Annotated in this window: 18 protein-coding genes; 10 read left to right on the forward strand and 8 right to left on the reverse strand. The window is 39.5% G+C overall.

The annotated features are described in order from the left end of the window. Positions 1-65 precede the first annotated feature (65 nt). Positions 66-437 carry a hypothetical protein gene (locus tag FTV11_RS13510; RefSeq protein WP_218949190.1) on the forward strand — a complete coding sequence of 124 codons (372 nt, stop codon included), beginning with the start codon at positions 66-68 and terminating at the stop codon, positions 435-437. Between the two features lie 453 nt (positions 438-890). Here FTV11_RS13510 and FTV11_RS13515 read toward each other — a convergent pair whose 3' ends face one another. Further along, positions 891-1,385, reverse strand: coding sequence for an Lrp/AsnC family transcriptional regulator (locus tag FTV11_RS13515; RefSeq protein WP_180074157.1), 495 nt, complete (start codon positions 1,383-1,385; stop codon positions 891-893). 113 nt (positions 1,386-1,498) lie between these two features. On the opposite strand from FTV11_RS13515, the gene FTV11_RS13520 reads away from it, so the two are divergent. The 7 genes from FTV11_RS13520 to FTV11_RS13545 all read left to right on the forward strand — a co-directional run bounded on the left by FTV11_RS13520 (position 1,499) and on the right by FTV11_RS13545 (position 9,150). Further along, positions 1,499-2,104: a LysE family translocator gene (locus FTV11_RS13520; protein ID WP_180023307.1), complete on the forward strand. Its 606-nt coding sequence runs from the start codon at positions 1,499-1,501 to the stop codon at positions 2,102-2,104. 525 nt (positions 2,105-2,629) lie between these two features. Beyond that, complete coding sequence (locus FTV11_RS13525; protein ID WP_078192067.1) at positions 2,630-3,382, forward strand: electron transfer flavoprotein subunit beta/FixA family protein; 753 nt, start codon at positions 2,630-2,632, stop codon at positions 3,380-3,382. An 18-nt stretch (positions 3,383-3,400) separates the two neighbouring features. Next, positions 3,401-4,333: an FAD-binding protein gene (locus FTV11_RS13530; RefSeq protein ID WP_111883923.1), complete on the forward strand. Its 933-nt coding sequence runs from the start codon at positions 3,401-3,403 to the stop codon at positions 4,331-4,333. Between the two features lie 598 nt (positions 4,334-4,931). Continuing rightward, on the forward strand, positions 4,932-5,111 hold the full coding sequence (locus tag FTV11_RS17195) for a hypothetical protein (RefSeq protein WP_257223255.1): 180 nt from the start codon (positions 4,932-4,934) through the stop codon (positions 5,109-5,111). Beyond that, on the forward strand, positions 5,089-5,358 hold the full coding sequence (locus FTV11_RS17200) for a hypothetical protein (RefSeq protein ID WP_257223256.1): 270 nt from the start codon (positions 5,089-5,091) through the stop codon (positions 5,356-5,358). The genes FTV11_RS17195 and FTV11_RS17200 overlap by 23 nt, the downstream gene beginning before the upstream one ends. 290 nt (positions 5,359-5,648) lie before the next feature. Next, positions 5,649-8,633, forward strand: a complete 2,985-nt coding sequence (gyrA, locus tag FTV11_RS13540; protein ID WP_180074158.1) for a DNA gyrase subunit A — start codon at positions 5,649-5,651, stop codon at positions 8,631-8,633. 73 nt (positions 8,634-8,706) lie between these two features. Beyond that, positions 8,707-9,150, forward strand: a complete 444-nt coding sequence (locus FTV11_RS13545; RefSeq protein WP_180074159.1) for a DUF3887 domain-containing protein — start codon at positions 8,707-8,709, stop codon at positions 9,148-9,150. Positions 9,151-9,217: 67 nt separating this feature from the next. Here FTV11_RS13545 and gltP read toward each other — a convergent pair whose 3' ends face one another. Then, a complete protein-coding gene (gltP, locus tag FTV11_RS13550) occupies positions 9,218-10,513 on the reverse strand; it encodes a glutamate/aspartate:proton symporter GltP (protein ID WP_180023311.1) in 1,296 nt (431 codons plus the stop codon). Between the two features lie 460 nt (positions 10,514-10,973). Here gltP and FTV11_RS13555 point away from each other — a divergent pair, with 460 nt between their 5' ends. Next, on the forward strand, positions 10,974-11,522 hold the full coding sequence (locus FTV11_RS13555) for a hypothetical protein (RefSeq protein WP_180074160.1): 549 nt from the start codon (positions 10,974-10,976) through the stop codon (positions 11,520-11,522). 119 nt (positions 11,523-11,641) lie between these two features. Here FTV11_RS13555 and FTV11_RS13560 read toward each other — a convergent pair whose 3' ends face one another. The 4 genes from FTV11_RS13560 to FTV11_RS13575 are packed head-to-tail and all read right to left on the reverse strand — an operon-like array spanning position 11,642 to position 16,559. After that, positions 11,642-12,760: an ABC transporter permease gene (locus FTV11_RS13560; protein ID WP_180074161.1), complete on the reverse strand. Its 1,119-nt coding sequence runs from the start codon at positions 12,758-12,760 to the stop codon at positions 11,642-11,644. Continuing rightward, on the reverse strand, positions 12,757-13,887 hold the full coding sequence (locus FTV11_RS13565; protein ID WP_168379364.1) for an ABC transporter permease: 1,131 nt from the start codon (positions 13,885-13,887) through the stop codon (positions 12,757-12,759). Before FTV11_RS13565 ends, FTV11_RS13560 begins: the two co-directional genes overlap by 4 nt. Beyond that, positions 13,887-15,050 (reverse strand): HlyD family secretion protein, encoded by a 1,164-nt coding sequence (locus FTV11_RS13570; protein ID WP_180074162.1) that lies wholly within the window; start codon positions 15,048-15,050, stop codon positions 13,887-13,889. The genes FTV11_RS13565 and FTV11_RS13570 overlap by 1 nt, the downstream gene beginning before the upstream one ends. 21 nt (positions 15,051-15,071) lie before the next feature. Beyond that, positions 15,072-16,559, reverse strand: a complete 1,488-nt coding sequence (locus FTV11_RS13575) for a TolC family protein (protein WP_180074163.1) — start codon at positions 16,557-16,559, stop codon at positions 15,072-15,074. Positions 16,560-16,907: 348 nt separating this feature from the next. On the opposite strand from FTV11_RS13575, the gene serC reads away from it, so the two are divergent. Beyond that, positions 16,908-17,987 (forward strand): 3-phosphoserine/phosphohydroxythreonine transaminase, encoded by a 1,080-nt coding sequence (gene serC, locus FTV11_RS13580; RefSeq protein WP_078192058.1) that lies wholly within the window; start codon positions 16,908-16,910, stop codon positions 17,985-17,987. A 607-nt stretch (positions 17,988-18,594) separates the two neighbouring features. Here serC and nudC read toward each other — a convergent pair. Further along, the gene (gene nudC, locus FTV11_RS13585) at positions 18,595-19,368 is read right to left on the reverse strand and encodes an NAD(+) diphosphatase (RefSeq protein WP_180026822.1); all 774 of its coding nucleotides are present in this window, start codon (positions 19,366-19,368) and stop codon (positions 18,595-18,597) included. Continuing rightward, a complete protein-coding gene (locus FTV11_RS13590) occupies positions 19,368-21,014 on the reverse strand; it encodes a chemotaxis protein (protein ID WP_180008300.1) in 1,647 nt (548 codons plus the stop codon). The genes nudC and FTV11_RS13590 overlap by 1 nt, the downstream gene beginning before the upstream one ends. Positions 21,015-21,090: the final 76 nt, after the last annotated feature.

Raw genomic sequence — 21,090 nt, forward strand, 5'->3', positions numbered from 1 at the left:
AAGTGCTGAAGTGAAATTCGCCATTTACTAAATTGCTGTACCGTTAAAAATATATAGGCCATACCATGATTTCAGATATTCAAGAAAAATATGACCAGTTAAATGGTCAGCAAAAAGAAATTTTTGCAGGATACGGCTTACGCCAGATCAAACACTTTGTTGAAATCAGTTTGCCTGAAGTAGAAGCTGTATTGCCTGAAGGTGCGCAGCTACAAGGGATTAATGCCGATGGTAAAGTTCAGGCGTTTAATGCGGCGACGGGCCAATACTTTATTTGGATTTCGGATAAACAATGGCAGCTTACCAATAAAGCAACTGCTAAATTTGACAGTAAAGAAGATGCCCTCACCATTTGGCGTATTTTTGATTTGGCACAATATGAACTTATTGACCTAAGCCACATCCATCGTGACTTTTTGGAAAATCAGCCAGCCTAAACTATCCGGAAAATATACAACTCATGGGCTATCTTCATTGGATTTGGATGTTTAGCCCTTATATTACTTACAGCATGACATCTTGATTTGCTTTTGTGCAGCGCGTTAGAGTATTGATCTTCTTTGCATAGCTTAGTTGCCTAAACAAAAATTTCTAAATGCCAATCCGTTTCGCTGCTTAGTAATCAATTCGCTCAGTTTTGATAGCGAGAGCCTGTAAATCCAATCAGTCGTATTCTTGTTTAAGAAATTAAGCTCAAAGGCTCCTTAGATTGTGTTCGTTCATTTGCCGCAAATCATTATTTTTCTTTGCTTAAAATATAATGAAATACCGCATAGCTAGGTTTTTGCATTCGAGGCTGTGAATAACTGCGTTACTACGTTGTCATTCTTGTAGTATCAGCCTCGTCGTTTCTAATGCTTGAGTTGCTCGTTGGCAGATCAATTGTTTGGTTACAAATCTTCTAACGGTAACTGGAAGCTTTGTTTGATGATTTGGCTAGGTAAATCAGTCTTTACACTAGTGATGCCATTTTTCTTGGTTAAGTGAGTAGACTGAAATTTACGGTAACTTTCTAGGTCAGGAACTACAACTTTGAGCATTGCATCGCACTCACCCAAAATAATGTAGCACTCCATGACTTGAGGAAGTTCTTTCATCGCTTCGATAAAAGTATCGATGGTTTCAGCATCTTGCCCAGTCAACCAAATACGAGAGAATAAAATCAATTGAAAGCCAATCTTTTGTGGATCGACCATGGTGGTGTAATTCTGAATCACACCTGCTTCTTCGAGTAATTTGACCCGACGTAAACAAGAAGAAGGCGAGAGTCCGATTTCCTTGGCTAAGTCATTATTTTGCATGCGGCCATTATTTTGAAGTGCGCGAATGATATTTTTATCAATACGATCTAGTTTAACTAGAATTGACTTAGAAGATGTCTTCATAAAATAGAATATAATTCTAAAAATAATATCTATTATAGAATATTTGATATCCTATTTTAAAGCGATTCAAACATACTAATTTCACTTTCAGGACATAGAAAGGGAAAATTGAAATGTCTGTATTTGCTTTGTTTGCCTTAACGGTAATTCCCCTTATTTTCACACCAGGACCCGATATGCTTTTTATCCTGTCACAAGTGATGGGTAAGGATGCAAAAGCAGGCATGATGGCAACAGTAGGGGTGTGCTCAGGTTATTTGGTTCACTCGATTTTAGTGGCATTGGGTATTGCTGCGATTATCGTGTCATTTCCACTACTGTTTGAAACAATCCGCTGGTTGGGGATTGCTTATCTTTTATATTTGGCGACGCATTTGCTGCGTTCAGTATTTAGCAGTAAAAAATTAAGTATTGAGAAAAAGTCAGCGTCCAACCCGATTAAAAAAGGCTTTTTTACGGCTTTACTGAACCCGAAAGGAATGTTGATTTATTTTGCAATTTTGCCGCAATTTATCGATAAATCAGCGAATACTGTGAGCCAAGGTTTGATTTTGTCCTTCATTTTTATTGGGCTGATTTTTGTGGTGTATTGTAGTTTGAGTGTGGTCTTTGCACGTATTACACAAAAAACTCAAATTGATGAACGCAAACAAAAGTGGATTGATGGTACATCAGGTGGTTTGTTGGCTCTTGCTGCGACGTGGTTAATTGCCAATTAAAACAGCAAATGTAAATTGAGATAAATGCCTTAACTAAAACCTTCGTGAAAGCGGAGGTTTTTTATATGTGCTGAATATCGACAGATATTAAGAATAAGAAAGGGAGAAAAACACGCCAATTAGCGTCGGAAAAGTGAAATCAGAGCTAAATTCATTATGCTTCTATCTTAAATGACAAGTTTAGATATGTTGCCGAATGTGTAGAGGGAAAGCTCTATTTCAGAAAGATTGATCGAAAATTGATATTAAATCAGATCTTTTGATGAGCTAAATCAAGTAAAAAAATAATAAAAATCAATGCTTAAAAAATAACTGAATAATGCGTTTTTTTGGATAACTGAAGCATTCTTTAAAAAATGTGAACGATAAGTTCAAGGAAATTACGCTTTTTTACAGGTCTTTCGATAATTGTGACTTGACCGAAATGCCGTACACATTGCAAGATAGGGCACCTAAAAAATTTAAAGTGAAGAGTTAATATAACTTTTCTCAACATTTACATTTGCTAAAACAGCCGAGGATTACATGAAGGCTCTTGTTGCTGTAAAACGTGTGGTTGATGCCAACGTTAAAGTTCGCGTTAAGCCGGACAACAGTGGTGTTGACTTAACGAACGTTAAAATGTCAATTAACCCATTCTGTGAAATCGCAGTGGAAGAAGCGGTTCGTTTAAAAGAAAAAGGAACTGTTTCAGAAATCGTTGTTGTTTCTATTGGTCCTAAAGAAGCTCAAGAACAAATCCGTTCTTCTATGGCGCTTGGTGCAGACCGCGGTATCCTTGTTGAAGCTGACGACAGCCAGTTAGGTGCACTTGAAGTTGCAAAAATCCTAAAAGGTGTTGTAGACGCTGAACAACCTCAATTGATCCTTCTTGGTAAACAAGCAATTGATGACGACTCTAACCAAGTTGGTCAGATGCTTGGCGCGCTTTTAGGTGCTGGCCAAGGTACTTTCGCTTCAGAAGTTAAAGTTGAAGGCGACAAAGTACAAGTGACTCGTGAAATTGACGGTGGTTTACAAACTGTTGAACTTGCACTTCCTGCAATTATCACCACTGACTTGCGTTTGAATGAGCCACGTTATGCTGCTCTTCCAAACATTATGAAAGCGCGTAAAAAGCCGCTTGATACTAAGTCACCTGCTGATTATGGCGTTTCACCTGCAACTAAGCTTAAAACTGTTAAAGTTGAAGCTCCTGCAGAACGTAAAGCGGGCGTACAAGTGAAGTCTGTAGACGAGCTTGTAGATAAATTGAAAAACGAAGCGAAAGTGATCTAATACAGAAGGATAAAAATCATGAGTATTTTAGTTATCGCTGAGCACGACAACAAAGCACTAAATGGTGCAACTCTTAACGTTGTTGCTGCAGCGCAAAAAATCGGTGGTGATATCACTGTATTAGTAGCTGGTTCAGGCGCTCAAGCAGTTGCAGACCAAGCAGCTAAAGTTGCGGGTGTAAGCAAAGTATTACTTGCTGACGACGCTGCTTATGCTAATCAATTGGCTGAAAACGTTGCTAAATTAGTTGCTTCTATCGGTGCGGGTTACACTCACATCCTTGCTGCTTCTACGACAACGGGCAAAAACGTACTTCCACGTGCTGCTGCGCTACTTGACGTAAGCATGATCACTGACATCATTGCTGTTGAAGGTCCTAAAACTTTCAAACGTCCAATCTATGCAGGCAACGCGATTGCAACTGTAGAGTCTGGCGAGTCTGTTGTAGTTGCGACTGTTCGTGGTACTGCATTTGATGCTGTTGCAAGCGAAGGCGGCTCTGCTGCAGTTGAAGCTGTTGCATCTACTGGTGATGCTGGTATTTCTAAGTTCGTTTCTGAAGAAATCGTGAAATCTGAACGTCCAGAATTAACAGCTGCGCGTATTGTTGTTTCAGGCGGTCGTGGTGTTGGTTCAGGTGAAAACTATCACACTGTTCTTGATCCATTAGCGGACAAGCTTGGTGCTGCGCAAGGCGCATCTCGTGCAGCTGTTGATGCTGGTTTCGTACCAAACGATATGCAAGTGGGTCAAACAGGTAAAATCGTTGCTCCTGACTTGTACATCGCGGTGGGTATCTCAGGTGCGATTCAGCACTTGGCAGGTATGAAGGAATCTAAAGTGATCGTTGCGATCAACAAAGACGAAGAAGCGCCAATTAACTCAGTAGCTGACTACTGGTTAGTGGGTGACTTGAATACTGTAGTTCCAGAATTAGTATCTAAAATCTAATTTCTGAACGCAGTTCAAAACGCTCCTAAGCTTATGGTTTAGGGGCGTTTTTTTTGTGTGGAATGAATGCCGTTGTAGATATTCTTGATCATGCTTAATGGGATGAGGGATTCTTAATTTAGTACTTCAAAATTCATCCGAGGTATTTTCTTATTATCAGTCTTAGATACGACTGTAGCATAAGCTAAACGTATGTTGAAACTTAAATGGTAAGTAAGCAGGCGCAATCGCTTGGTAATAGGATGGAGATTAATAAATTATAAAAAATACAAAGATTTAAAATAAAATAATAAAAATTTATCCTTCAAGTTTGAATCTTAAACTTAAAGCAAGCTTAAAGGATTGTATATTTTGTGTTAACATTGCTTTTTTATTGAACTTGCCTTTAGGCGGAGTCTCCCTTTGAAATTTGATTTTCAGTTACCAATCAGTGTATTGGTGCTGATGATCTGTTGTTTACTTTTTCCTGTTTTACAAAGTATCTCTTTTCCTTTATTTGATGGAATGACTGTTACAGCAGTTGAATCGGTCTAAGCATTGTTATTGCTGTTTTTTGCGATTTTTACTTTTTTCTATATTCGACCACTTGAAATGCAAGATGGAAAGAAACAATTTTGGTTGTGGGCTGTCGCATGGTGGTTGTTGCTATTTGGTCGTAGCATTAGCTGGGGGGCGTGACTATTTCCCTGATGCGCCTAAACCGTATTTTCGTTTAATTTCGGTATTCATGATTGCACCAGTCGTCTTTATGCTATTTGCGTCAAGAAATTGTACATAAACTAAAAACCTTGGCTTTGCCAATTTGTCCATTAGGCTTGGTGATATTGGGCTTACTTATTTCTGATGCAGTTGAGCATAGTCGAAGTCTTAGTTTTTTATTTTTGTACGATTTGGCTTATAAAGATTTCATCGAAGAAGTTTATGAGTTTCCGCTTATTTTAGGTTTGTTTCTAACAGCACACCCATGGATGCAGCAGGATCATGTACCTCAAGAATTAAAGGTCATGCAATATCATAAAGAGTAATTTTTATCACATTTATGCGTCTAAATTTGAAGCTTCAAAAAGAATTTTTTTGAACAATAAACAACCTCTATTCGTAGAGGTTTTTTTCACAGCAAATAAAATCAAAATGCTTAAAATAAATACAAAAAATCATGGTTCTAGTGCAAGATGATTGGCACAAAAATCAGGGTTTTTATGCTATACTGTCCGACTTGATTTTTGATATTGGTTCAGTGTTTTTTGAACTAATTTTTACAGATTTACGATATATAAATGCGGGCAGAATTCTGCTTGTATAACAAGGAGTATGCATGAGCGTATCGGAAATTAGACCGATTGCCATTGAGGATGAACTGAAGAGCTCATATCTCGATTATGCAATGAGCGTGATTGTGTCACGTGCGTTGCCAGATGTCCGAGATGGTCTCAAACCTGTTCACCGTCGTGTGCTTTTTGCAATGCACGAATTGGGCAATGACTACAACAAAGCTTACAAAAAGTCTGCCCGTGTAGTCGGTGACGTCATCGGTAAATATCACCCACATGGTGACTTAGCTGTATACGAAACTATTGTTCGTATGGCTCAAGATTTCAGCTTACGCTATCAATTGGTTGATGGTCAGGGTAACTTCGGTTCTGTCGATGGTGACAGTGCAGCAGCAATGCGTTATACCGAAGTTCGTATGCGTAAATTGACCCACGAACTTTTAGCGGATCTTGAGAAAGATACCGTAGAGTGGGAAGACAACTACGACGGTTCTGAACGTATTCCACAAGTCATGCCAACACGTGTGCCTAACTTGTTGATTAACGGTGTAGCTGGTATTGCTGTAGGTATGGCAACCAATATGGCTCCGCATAACATGACAGAAGTCATTAATGCATGTCTTGCTTATGCCAACGATCCGCACATCAGCATTGAAGGATTAATGGAACACATTTCTGGTCCAGACTTCCCTACAGGCGGTATAATTTACGGTAAATCTGGCATTGTCGATGCGTACCGTACTGGTAAAGGCCGTTTGCATATCCGTGGTAAATATCACATTGAAGAAGACCAAAAATCGGGACGCAGCACGATTGTCTTCACTGAAATTCCTTATCAAGTTAACAAAGCAAAAACCATTGAGCGTATTGCTGAGTTGGTCAAAGAGAAAAAACTTGAAGGTATTTCTGAACTTCGTGATGAATCAGATAAAGAAGGGATGCGTATTGCAATTGACTTAAAGCGTGGTGAAAACGCTGAAGTGATTGTAAATAACCTATTCCAAAATACCCAATTAGAAAATTCATTCAGCATTAACATGGTCTGCCTCGATAATGGTCAGCCTAAGTTAATGAACTTGAAAGATATTATTGCAGCGTTTATCCGTCACCGTCAGGAAGTGGTTACACGCCGTACCATGTTCGAACTGCGTAAAGCACGTGAACGTGGACATATCTTAGAAGGTTTGACGGTTGCACTCGCAAATATCGATGCGATCATTGAAACCATCAAAACATCTGCAAACCCTAGCGAAGCACGTGAACGTTTACAAGCGGGCGAGTGGGCAGGCGGTGGTGTTGTTGCATTGCTTGAAAAAGCAGGCGCGGTATCTGTCCGTCCAGATGAAATTGAAGGCGAAGATCCAGCACGCCCATTTGGTTTAACAGGTGCTATTTATCGTCTGTCTCCAACCCAAGTGGGTGCGATCTTAGAACTTCGTTTACATCGCTTAACCGGTCTAGAACAAGACAAGTTACAAGCTGAATATACAGAAATTCTTGGTCAAATTGCTGAATACACGGCAATTTTGAACGATTTCAACTTATTGATGAACGTAATTAAAGAAGAATTGGCTTTAATCCTTCAACAATATGGCGATGCACGTCGTACCGATATCGTGGAATCACGTATCGACTTCTCTCGTGAAGATTTAATCCCTGAAGAGCAAATGGTACTGACTGTTTCTAAATCAGGTTATGCAAAAACTCAACCATTGTCAGACTACGCTGCACAGCGTCGTGGTGGACGTGGTAAGTCTGCAACTTCAATGAAAGAAGACGATTACATCCAACATTTGATCGTGACTTCAAACCACGCAACAGTGCTTTGCTTTACCAATGTAGGTAAAGTTTATCGTCTGAAAGTCTATGAAGTGCCTCAAGCATCTCGTGGTGCGAAAGGTCGTCCGATGGTGAACTTATTGCCATTAGATGAAAACGAAACCATCACCGCTATTTTACCAGTGGTCGATGCGCCGAAGAAATTTAAAGAACGTTTGGCTGACTTTAAAGCATTTGTTAAAGCCAATAGTGCACAGCTACAAACCAATGAAGTGATTAATAGTCATTTTGCTGGCTTAGAAGCTGCGCTTGCTGAGACTGAAGACGGCGCAGATGATTTATCTGACGCACTTCGTATTCAGTTGAAACAATTGGGTCTAGAGTTATCTACGACTGATCTTGATGATGAAATCATCAATGACTTTGCACAGCAAGCAGAAGCCGTTCGTAAAAACTTCTACGTATTTATGGCAACAGAATACGGTACGATTAAACGTGTTGAGTTAGAGCAATTCTCGAATGTTCGTTCAAACGGTCTACGCGCGATTGAGCTGAATGGTGATGACACCTTAATTGGTGTTGCCATTACCGATGGTGAACAACAAATCATGTTGTTCTCAAACGAAGGTAAAGCTATTCGTTTTGCAGAAACTGATGTGCGTTCAATGGGTCGTTCTGCCAAAGGTGTTCGTGGTATGCGCGTGACCATTGGTGCGGCTGCTCAAGCTGAAGATGCTGAGGATGCGGATGTAGAATCTGATGATGACGATACCTCTGATTCAGCACTCATTAGCCGTATTGTGTCATTGGTGGTTGTTCCTGAAACCGGTGAAGTACTTTGTGCTTCAGCCAATGGTTATGGTAAGCGTACACCAGTAGATGACTTCCCAACCAAGAAACGTGGCGGTAAAGGTGTTATTGCAATCAAAACATCTGAACGTAACGGTGAACTTGTTGGTGCGGTAGCGATTGATGCGTCTAAAGAGCTGATGTTAATTTCTGATGGTGGTACGCTGGTTCGTACACGTGCATCTGAAGTGGCACAAACAGGCCGTAATGCTCAAGGTGTTCGTCTGATCCGTTTAGGTGAAAGCGAAATCTTGGTCGGTGTTGTTGCGATCGAAGCAGTTGAAGAAGACGAAACTTTTGAAGAAGTGGAAGCAATCGAAACTGAGCAGCTTGTCGATGATTCAACGATTATTGATCAAAATGACAATGAATCAGATCTCAATGAGCCTGAAGAAGACTAATTGAAGATTGAGAAAAGAGGGCGCTACGGCGTCCTTTTTTATAGACAGATAATTTTAGATTGATGAGTACAATATGAAATTAAAATATTTTGTAACGGCTTTACTTATTGGGCTGGGCGGCTGTGACCAAATTGGTCAAAAAGCCTTAAATGCAATCCCAGACCCAAGTGCTGAACAGACTGAAGTTGCCCAAGCTGCCTATGATCAGTTGCGTGGAGGCAATTTTGAAAAGCTGTACACTTACTTTGAACCAGAACTCAAAGCGAAGTTTGAACAGAATGAAAAAGAGCTGCGTAAATTTGCACGAGGTATTCCGAAACAAGATTACTCACGCAAAAATATTGTGGCTAAGCACATTGAAAAATCGACTGAAAAACCGTCTTTATATACGGTCACTTATGAGTACGGTTATACCAATAAAAACCTTGTACAGTATGATGTAAGTTTTGATAAGCCGGCAGGAAGTAACAAAATTCGAGATTTTAATATTTCAGTATTTGGTGAAAAAAATAAATAAAGTTTGGTAAAAAATAAAACAAAGCTGTAAAAAAGGACGCCTAAGCGTCCTTTTTTATGTCATCAAATTAAGCGGCATCTTTTAGATTAGAGGCATAATTTTTTTGTTTTTCAGTATCAAATTGGCCTTCCCATTTACTGATTACCAGTACCGCAAGCGCGTTACCAATCACATTCAGTACAGTACGTGCCATATCTAAAATACGGTCAATACCTGCAATGAATGCCAGACCTTCAAGTGGAATACCGACACTACCGAGAGTCGCCAGCAAGACCACGAAAGAAACGCCAGGTACACCTGCAATCCCTTTAGAGGTAATCATCAAGGTCAGTACTAGAATCACTTGTTGGGTGATTGTCAGATCAATCCCGTAAAGCTGAGCAATAAAGATAGCTGCAATACTTTGATATAGGGTCGAACCATCGAGGTTAAATGAATAGCCAATTGGAATCACGAAACTGGTAATCGGTTTCGGAGCACCGTAAGCTTCCATTTTTTCCATAATACGGGGTAGGACAGTTTCAGAACTTGCAGTTGAATACGCGAGAATCAATTCATCTTTTAAGATCTTGATAATGGCCCAAACACTGAAGCCACAGAATTTAGCAACTGCACCTAATACAATGAAAATAAAGAAGAATATTGCGCCATAAACTAAAACTGCGAGTTTAAGCAGTGGCACAAGTGAGCTGAAGCCGAAATTCGCAACAGTTGCAGCAATCAAGCCGAATACACCAATAGGTGCAAACATCATGATCATGTGAGTAACTTTAAACATCGTTTCAGAAACAGCGGTCAACACTTTAATTAAAGGTTGTTTTACTTCCTGATCAAGCGCACCTAAACCTACACCAAACATCACAGAGAAAAAGATGATTGGGAGCATTTGACCACTCGTCAAAGCTGCAAAAAAGTTAGATGGAATAAGTGAAAGTATTGTTTGAATCAAACCATGAGAATGTTCACTGACTTCATGTGTTGTTTCTTGATACTTTGAAATATCGACTTGCGTCAATGCAGACATATCAATGCCGGCACCAGGTTGGAATACGTTGGCTGCAACTAAACCGACTAAAATAGCAACGGTAGTAATGATTTCAAAATAAATAATTGTTTTGAAACCTAGTTTACCTAAGTTACTACCGTGACTTGTATTGGCAATACCTAAAATAAGCATCGACACAACAAGCGGAATAACGATCATCTTAATAAGATTAATAAAAATTGAGCCCAAAGGAGTCAAAAAGTTATTAACTAAAGCATCACGATATTCAGGAGAATAGTGTAGGAAAGCACCAACAAGTATACCTAGAATGAGAGCAATCACGATTTGCCAGGCAAGGCTCACCTTAATCTTTTTCATACATCAGCTCTTATGTCAGATTTGGGAGAAAAAAGCCCACAGTCATCCACGAACAAATGTTGCAGACAGACTGAATCCGCCATGACAAAAAGTTCTGAATAATTTGGGAGATAAATACGATAATATTTTGCAGTTTATATGAGAATACAGCCAACGATTTTGATCAAAACCAAACTGTTTGATCGATAAATTATCATTTTTAGTCGTATAAACGATTTTATTGTTAAATTTAATTTATAAAACGAATAAAATTGAGTTATTAATAAACACTTCACAAAATCTCTGATTTATCTAGAAAGATCGAAAAAACTAAATGTGAGCCTGTATTTTTCATTTTTATATAGAAGTTTGCTTTATACTTGTGAAGCAGATAAATCAGTGAAAATTCTATAAATCACACAGATTATCCGAAATAAATTTTAACTTTATATATTTTAATAATAAGCAGAGGGCTTGTACGGTGTTGAAAAAATTAGTCGTCATCATCGCTTTAATCTTACCTATAACGGCTTGTGAAAAAATTGGCGATTTCTTGATTGCAAAATTCGAATCAAGCCTACCAAGTGAGACAAGCTCCCAGCGTACTAAGTCAGAAAAATTATTCGCAGCACTACACCAACCCCATCAAGACAGCTTTTTGGCATTGGTTGAAGAAAATGTTCGTGATGCGATGCTAGCAGATCCAGAGCTGTTTTCACGTATGAAAAAGCTGATTCCTGCAGGTCAACCTAGCGCTGAGGCGGAATTGATTCAGCGAATGGCAAATACTCGGCTGGGAGAAGGTAAGACCACAACAATTGTGTATAAATATGATTATCCGCAAAAAGAACTGTATATGAGTGTGGTCTTTGCAGGTCATGATGGAGACGATAAAGTGAAAGGATTCTGGCTTGAAAACGCTGCAGAAAAAGAATCAGATGATTTGGTTACTGAGATCACCTCAGATGCAGATGATTTTAATATTCAAGTGGATGAAGCATCGACTGTGACGCCAACAGCATACAGTTAATAGGTGGCAGAAAGAATTAATATTTGAGACATGCTAAGAAGCAAAGCGTTCGAGTCCATGATGAATAGGTTTGAACGCATTTCGCTTGAGACCAGACATGTCTTATAGCACAAAAAGCTTTATCTTTTGGCAAACTTTAAACGCCAGACAGCAAGACATAAAAAAATCAGCCCAATACTTGTGAGGTAAAGCAATTTAGGGATGACAATTGCTGTAGGTACACCCATCTGATTGAGTTGAAGAAACATTTGAATGCCTTGAGTTGACGGCAACACCTGAGCAAGTATTTGCATCCATTCAGGCATAGCTGCATGCGGCCATGCCGTTCCCGAAAGTAGAAATAGCGGAATAGAACTAAAAATGATGACATGTCCTGCACGTTCTGGCAGGTCAAGAAAAGTTGCGAGATAGAGGGTCATCGCAATAATACAACTGAGGAAGATGGGCACAGCAATGAACATGCCCCAAAAATTTCCACCGCGTGGATAATCATTCAGCCAAAAGGTAAAACCAAATAAATAGAAGCACCCTAAAGTTCCTATGGTCAAAATACACAAGAAGATGCCAGCTAATTGTGTATAGCTCGGACGCCATGCTGTGTTTTGTCGATAGGTCGCAATCAGCATGCACAGACCCAATAAAATCGTCTGATGAATAATTAAGGGTGCAACCGCTGGGAAAATATAGCTGCCATAGCCTGAAAGTGGATTAAATAATGGAATCTTATGGATCGACAAAGCGGGGCTAAAATCGGATATGTTCTGGAATTTTTCTGCATATTCGACGAGGGCATTTTCCATCGAACTGGCTAAACCTAAGCCAATTTTTTGTGTCTTTAGAAAGTTTGCAGCACTGAGATATAAACCAATTCCACCGGTTTCACCACGGCGAATGCTATTTGAAAGATTACTCGGCAACAGTAAAATCCCGTCAGCTTGCTGACTACTGAGCATATTTTCAGCCTCAGCAAAATTACCAGTCACAGCTCGAATTTCTACATTGGGACTATTGGCTACAGCACCAATAATCGTATTGGTGAGTATGCTTTGTTCCTCATCCACCACAATGATAGGGAGCGATTCTGCGTGTTCCGCTTGATAGGCAATAGGATAAAAAAAACTGTAAAGAAAAACAGAAAGCACTAAAGTGGTAAAAATCGAACTGTGCTTCACAATATCTTTAAAGGTTTGAATATAGTGTCTGAGCAAATTTGATAGAAATGACACGATTACATTCATATGACTTGCTCCTTTAGTACTTTACGTAGAAAGAAGCTGGCAAGAACAAAATAGAACAGACAGTAAATGATCAGGGTGACAAGCGGTGTGATTGAAATGGAGATTGGGCTACCAATGACCCATTGTTCTGTTTGTAATTTGGCATAAGGCGTATAGGGAATAATATTGGCCCAAAACTTTGTAAACATCGGTGCGTTATTCAGCGGCAATGTTACCCCTGCAAAACTCAGTGATGAGCCACCATATACCGCAATAAAACCAAAAGACTTGGTGAGATCACGCGTTGCTAAAACTACGGTAGAGCTGATAAAGGCATAGGCTGTATAAAAAAACAATTGCCCGAGCAAAATTAGCAATAATGACCCCTGAACAAACCACCCTCGAAACACGATTAGCCAGAACATCCACGCCCATGTCCAAGCGGTAAAAATGAAAACATAACTGAGATTTTTAGCGATTAAAGCTTGAAAGACAGAAGTCGGTTTCACCCATTGATTTACAGTGCCATATTTGATTTCTTGACCGACTGAAAATGCGACACAGCAACACAGTAATAAATGCAGAATCGCAGGAATCATGTACGGCTCTAAATAGAACTCATAATTTAAACCTGGATTATATAAAGGTGAAATTTTGACATTGGGTGTCGGTGCATCGAGGTAGGGAATTGTATTTTCTAAATACTGATGACCACTAAAATCGGCCATGGCTTGCAATGTACTTAGCAGCATGGCTGATGAAATACTATTGCCGACACTAAAATAGCTTTGGTTATAGGCAATGCTGACTTCTGCATCTTTTGCTTGAACCAGTCGTTGCTCTGCACCAGCAGGAATATGAATATAGCCCCAAATTTGAGTCTGATTTAAAAGCTTTTCAGCATCATCCATACTGGGTGTAATGGTGGCTACTTTTAAGGTATGGTTCAGCTGCGCAAAATGAGTAATGTTACGGCTTAAACTGCTTTGATCTTGGTCTATGATCGCGATGGGTAAATGATCTGGTTTGCCTTGAGCAAACATATTGGTAAAGAGCAAAATCACAAGGGCAGGGGCAAGTGTGACCATACACAAGTCCCATTTATGCTGCATCAAATAGCGAAACTCACGCAGAATGCCCCTAAACATTATTTACGCTCTTCAATTTTAAACAAAACGCTCATACCCACTTTTAAGTCAGCAATCGGCTGAGCGGGTTTCAGTTGGACTTTAAAACTACGAATGTCATAGCCGCCCGTTTGCCGCGTGGTTTTAATCGTTGCAAATTCACCTTCCGCTTCAATGTGATCAATTTTAAAATCGGCAGATTTGTTCAGTGCTGGTATAAATCCTTGCATGGTCTTGAGTTGATACACTTGAGCATACTGGTCTTCACGGACATTTAAGCTAATCCATAAGCTATCATCTTGAATCAGGCTTACAACGGGCACACCCATTGCAACTAATTCTGAAACTTTGCCATAGGTTTTTGAAATAGTGCCATTGGACGGTGCAAATAACTTGGTTTCAGCCTCAAGTGCATTGGCTTCAGCCAACGCGGCTTGCGCAATCTTGACTTGGGCATCTGCCGAGCTTTGTTGTTGCGGTGTACTGCCACGTTTTGCACGCGCATATTGTTGATAAGACGCTTCTGTCATTTGTGCAGCAGACACTGCGGCAGCTTGCATTTCATCACGGCGTTGTCGTGAAATGACACCTTCTTTATAGAGGTTTTGACCACGTTGGTATGTGGTTTGCGCCAATTGTTGCTGTGCTTTTAGACTTTGCCAATTGGCATATAAACTATCAATATTTTCTTGTTGAGAGCCACGTTCAGCTGTGGATTGCAGTGCTTGCGCAGATTGGAGTGCAGCTAAAGCCTGTTGTTTCTTTGCATCGACTTCGGGGCTGGTTAAACGAACCAGTGCTTGACCTGCTTGTACTTTTTCACCGTCATGCACATATATTTCTTCAATACGACTAGGTACTTTTGTACTAATGTGGATGGTTTCTGCCTCAACTCGACCTTGTAATTCAACCTGCTTGGGCTGATAACTTTTCCATAAGCCAAATGCAATCAATGCCAAAAGCAGAACTAAGACAATGCCAATCACGAGCTTGATCAAAGCAGATTTATTGCGACTTTGCACTGAGCTTTTTTTCGTCTCTGCATCAGTATTGGTATTCACTTTCTTTGGAGTATCCTCAGCAGTATTTGCTGTAGACGAAACGTTTGAACTCGAGACATTGGATTGGGATGTTTCAGCATTCGCAGAGGCATCTTCTTGGTGATCAGTTGGTTCCTGATTCATATTGTTTCCCCTCGGCTAAACTTAGCGAATATAGTCGGTGTGTGATTGATTGATATAGCTTTGGAACTGGTCAATGCTCCCGTGACTTTGTAGCAGTGTTGCGAGTGACATCACGTATTTATAAGCATTTAGCGCCATTTCACTTTGTAGCCCGTTCAATGCATTTTGTGCATCAATGACTTGTGTGGCCGTTCCCATGTCTTCTTTAAACGAAAGCTGTTGGATTCTTAAATTTTCTTGTGCGGCTTTTAGATTCTGCTGTAACAACAGGTGACTTTGCTGAGCGCTGGTGACTTCATTAAATGAGCTATAAATCAGGCTTTCAATTTCTTGTTTGGTACGCTCAGTCATTAACTCAGATGCATAGCGTTGAAGTTCAGCAGCTTGTACGGATTTGTTTTTATCAATACCTGAAAATAAGTTGTAGCGAGCGGCAACACCAACGATCCAGTTTTGTTTATCGTCGAGACTATATTCGCCAAATGCAAAGACGTTGGGTTTTTTTGCTGCGCTTTGGGCTTTCACATTGGCACCGGCCAATTGACTGTCCAATTGCATTTTACGCACCAAACTAGACTTATCCTGATAACTTTTTAGTAAGGCGGTTATATTTTGATTGTGTTGCTGATTGATAAATAATGGCGTTGAAAGATCAGTAATTTGGCTGCTTTGCATTAAGTTGTTTAACTTAAATAAGCTAGAGCGGAGATTCGCTTCAGTATTTTGAAAAGTTCTGAGCGCATTATTCTTCGCCACTTCAAATTGCATACGCTGGCCTTTGCTAATGAAACCCTGTTGTTCCATTTTGAGTGCATTGGCATAGTGTTGTTGCATCGCATTTAAATTGAAGCGGCTGCTTTCGACTAATTTTTTTTGTAATTGAGCATTGAAGTAGGCTTGGATTAATTCAAAACGTTGCACATCTTGTTGTTGTTCACTGCTTATCGCGCTGCGTTTGGCTTGGATATTGGCAATTTCCTTGGCGCTAGACGTTAAACCACCGGTATACAGCGGCATTATTACGGAAACGGTAGGGCGGATCACTTGATCATCTAAGACCACTTGGGAAGAATCTGGAATTAATCCGACACCATCACGGATTGGCTGTTGCAGACTGTCTTTTAATGGGGCTGCCAAATCACTCGGTAAGCTTTCATCAATTTTATTATTAATGCCATTACTCAGCGTTTGTTCTAAGTTATTTTTTAGGGCACCGAGAGGAATATCGAGTTCATTATGAAAGGCATAGGCACGGACGTTTAAATCCACACGAGGTAAACCAAGGCCTTTCATGGCCTGAGCTTGAAGTTCGGCAGATTGTTGTAGCGCTTGGTTGGCCTGAGTACTATACGAGCTGGTGAGTAGACTTTGTTCTGCTTGGCTATAACTGATACTTTGCGCAAGTACGGTGGGGCTAAAAAAGCCACTGAAACAACCAAGGCCAAGCAGTAAACCTGAACGAAATGTATGTTTAATTTTTATAGAATAATCTGTTCGAGGTAAAGGCATAAAAATACACTCACAGCTAGGATGGGTTCATTATAGTCATTGTGATGAAGTTGGGTAAATTCACTAAGTTGTTGTATTGTTTCATATACATATGTAAATAAATTTTATCTTTGCAGCGCACATCATTTTTCGCACATCAAGACCTTAAATTAGCATCAATTCAAGGGATAAAAAATATCAGTAAATCTAATAATTTGAATTAAGAAGAATTAATTTTGATCTTTATTGAAAATTTGACTTCAAATGTCAGACAGCATTGGAATATTTTCAGCTTTAACTACTGCAAGCACGCGTCAGATATGGTTAAATGCCATCATTTTATTGTGTTTCACTTTGAAAGGAAAACTCATGCGCGCGTACAACTTCTGTGCTGGTCCTGCTGCATTACCCACTGCCGTTTTAGAAAAAGCTCAAGCTGAAATGCTTGACTGGCAAGGCAAAGGCCTTTCGATCATGGAAATGAGCCACCGTAGTAAAGACTATGTCGCTGTGGCAGAGAAAGCAGAAGCTGATCTTCGTAAGCTGATGAATATTCCAGACAACTATAAAGTGTTATTCCTTCAAGGTGGCGCATCACTTCAATTCTCTGCGATCCCATTAAACCTATTGGGTAAAAACAGCAAAGCAGACTATATCCACACTGGTATTTGGTCTGAAAAAGCGTTGAAAGAAGCACAGCGTTATGGCGACATTAATGTTGTTGAAGCGGGTACCACCATTGACGGTAAACTTGCGATTACTGATCAAAGCACCTGGAACTTATCTGATGATGCGGCTTATGTGCATTATGCAGATAATGAAACTATTGGTGGTCTTCAGTTTGCCAACATTCCTGAAACGGACAAACCATTGGTTGCCGATTTTTCATCGAGCATTTTATCTGCACCATTAGACGTATCTAAGTTCGGTTTAATCTATGCAGGTGCTCAGAAAAATATTGGTCCTGCTGGTTTAACTTTGGTGATTATTCGTGATGATTTATTGGATCAAGCGAAAGCAGATATTCCAAGTATCTTGAAATATTCAGCTCAAGCGAAAAATGGTTCAATGGTGAATACACCTTCAACTTATGCATGGTACTTATCTGGCCTCGTTTTTGAATGGTTACTTGAGCAGGGCGGTGTAGACGCAATTTATAAAGCGAATATGGCAAAAGCTGAATTACTTTATGGTTATATTGATTCAAGCGATTTCTATGCAAATCCAATTGCAAAAGAATTCCGTTCAATCATGAACGTACCATTTACTTTGGCGAATCCAGAATTGGAAAAACAATTCTTGAAAGAAGCTGAAGAAAACCACTTGCTGAATTTAGCTGGTCACCGTTCAGTGGGTGGTATGCGTGCAAGTATTTATAATGCTGTTCCGCTAGAAGGCGTTCAAGCACTGGTTAACTTTATGGATGACTTTGCAAAACGCAACGCATAATCCTAAAGGCATAAAAAAACCGGCAAATGCCGGTTTTTTTTATTGAATAGATTAAAAAATAAAAGTATGTAACACGTATGCACAAATCAGCATACCTAACATAAAAAATAAGCAGGACATTGGCTCGATTTGATATCGAGATTCCATGTGATGGTCAACTTGCGATAAGTTTTCTTCTTGCACGACTTTCATAGATATTCTTTCCGATCTATTTATCGTTAATTACTATTTCTTAAACGCATTTTTAACATAATTATTTGATTAAATAAAGTACTATCTACCATAAACTTACTAAACTATTTATTTTATTTAAAAATAAGCAACTAAATTGCTAAATTTAGTTTCATAAATTTCCTATCTTATTTATTTATATTAGATTTTTATATTTTATCTTTTGCAGATAGATTTATTTTTTGGCATTATTTTGAATTTAATATTGTGGGTAAGTTATTTTAATTTGAATTTAAAAGTAGAATAAATCGACCAGCTTGTGGATAAAAAATATTCAATTATTTAAATATGCAGTGAATACACATGATTAGTGAGAAATAAAAAAACCACACTGAGGCGGCTTTTTTTTATTTCTAAGTTCCTCAAAAGCAGTAGCTTATAACCATGCCTGGGTATCATCTGCAACAGCAGAACCATGAATGACATGCATAATCATCGAATGGGCGATACTGCCTTTGAAAGGAATTTCAGGTAATGCATCAAATTTAAAGAAAGCTGCATCACTGATTTCTTCTTCTTGTAATTGAAGTTCACCAGCAGCATATTCTGCTTTAAAGGCGATCATTAAATTACTTGGGAAGGGCCAAGGTTGGCTGGCTAAGTATTGAATATTTTTGACCTTTAAACCCACTTCTTCTTCAGTTTCACGACGAACCGCTTCTTCTAAAGTTTCACCGACTTCAACAAAACCCGCGATCAGTCCATACATGGCACGGACATTTTTTGCATTTTTTGCCAATAAGATTTCATCTTCACCACGGGTAATGACGGTAATGACACAAGGATTGACACGAGGGTATTGGTGATAACCGCAAGTGGGACAAACCATGGCGTATTCTGTGGCATGGACTTGAGTTGCTGTGCCGCAGTGGCTACAAAATTTATGATTACGACGCCATTCTAAGAGTTGAATAGCACGGCTGGCTTGTTCAAATTGTTGAACATTCCACAATTGTAGAAGCTGGCGAATAGGGATGAGTTGTAAGCCATCAGGAATAGGCTCATTTTCAAGTAGGTCACGGGCAATCACTCGATCACCCGTGCCAATATTTAAATCACTTGCGAGTTGTTCAACTTCGGGAAGTTGAAAGTTTTCATCGACTAGCAATTGCTGTTGTTTGAAGATATACGCAAGTGATAATTTAGACATTAGGCCGCTGCTGATTTCAGTTTTTCGCTACTGTCCAATGCTACCTTAAACATGCCCTGTAAAACAGGTTGTTTGTTCTTTAAATTGTCAATCAACATATCTGCGCTTGCCAATGAATCTAATGCTTGATTCACTTCATTTGCTTCAATGGCTGTTGACGATTCAACTCGTTTCAAAATGAATTGAGCTGTTGAGTTCAGTGCATTTTGAGCCGCATCTGCATTGAGGAACAACATTGCACCACCAATTTCGCGGAATTGAGTTGCAGTCGCTTCAAGTTGTGTCAAATCTTGGTTTTGTAAATACTGAACCAAAGATTGGCTAGCAGCATCAATTAAAACCTTGGTCTCATTTAACAGAGCAGCGTGTGCTTCATCTAAACGGTCGAGTGAAATATTCATATTATTCACACGAAGTTGTAAGCGGCTAGAAGTGTGATGACGCTCAAGCACACCAATCGAGTTCATGGCAGACAAGATATTGTTCATCAACTGCTGGGCAAAGCTTTCATCTTGTAAAATCTCAGCATTACCTAATGACGCAGCTTGACGCGACAGGTCGTTATACGCTTCATTTAAGTTCAAGACTTTGAAAATATTTGCCAATTCGTTCAATTTCGCTTGAAGTTCTTGGGTTTTTTCAGGCGTCATATTTTGATAATTAAATTCAATATCATTACGAATTTGCGTCATTTCAGTCGTAACCAATTCACCAATGGTATGCATGGTTTCGAAGTCAGGACCATATAAATGACGACTGAAAACTTGCAATTGGGTGTCGGTAAGAAGGTCTTCACCGATATTTAACTTGCCACGAATATGATGAGAAATGTCATCTTCTTGGCTAATGCTTAGACTTAAGACATTGGCTAAATCAGAAATGGATGCTTTAAAGCGCTCAGTTCCTGCAAAATATTGAGCCATATTGCGTTCAATGCTTACCAAGGTACGTAAACGAGCATCGGTAATTAAGATTTGATCAATTTGATTAAACGCAACAAAAACCAATTTCCAGTATTGTTTGCTTGGATGTTTGTCTGAAAGACCTGCTAAATACGTACCGACCAATTTAATCGCTTGCAAATCCAGCTCAGTTTCTTCTTGTTTAATCAATTTATTCAACGCCAACTTATACAGACGGTGAACGTATTTTGATTTTTCAAGTGCAGGAGCTTGAGGTAAGTCAAAGTCAGGAGTAATACAATCGAGTAGGGACTCAATGTGTTGGCCTTCCGACGTTAGAGGTTTACCCAAAGACAGTTCTAGACGATTAAGACTGTCCAGCAGGAACTGTGGAATTTTAACTTCACGTAGGCAGATAAATTCGATATAGCGTTTCAGCATGGTCGTGCCTTCGCTCAGTGCGATGACCTCTTGAGTGTTAATTTGCGCAGGATTCCCCATGATCTTGCGCATTAACTCTGCTGAATATTGAGCGATTTTTGCCAAACTTGGCATATCAACTAAAGCTAGTACTTGAGCACATTGTTCAAATTGAATCAGTGCATCATCAATCCCGAAAGGTAAAGTTTGATCTTCAACTAAGGTGCTGACTGCTGATTCGACTAACTTGATTGAGTTATCAACCTCATTTTTTATTATCAGCAAAGCCGTTGGATCAAAATGGATAGAGGTTTGGTAAGACATGTATCTGCACCTTTCCTAGATGTTTTATCTTGTTTATTAACCGCCCCTTAAGGCGGTCCATGTTTATGGTTTTACT

This window comes from Acinetobacter sp. YH12231 (assembly GCF_013417755.1).
Taxonomy (GTDB): Bacteria; Pseudomonadota; Gammaproteobacteria; order Pseudomonadales; family Moraxellaceae; genus Acinetobacter; species Acinetobacter amyesii.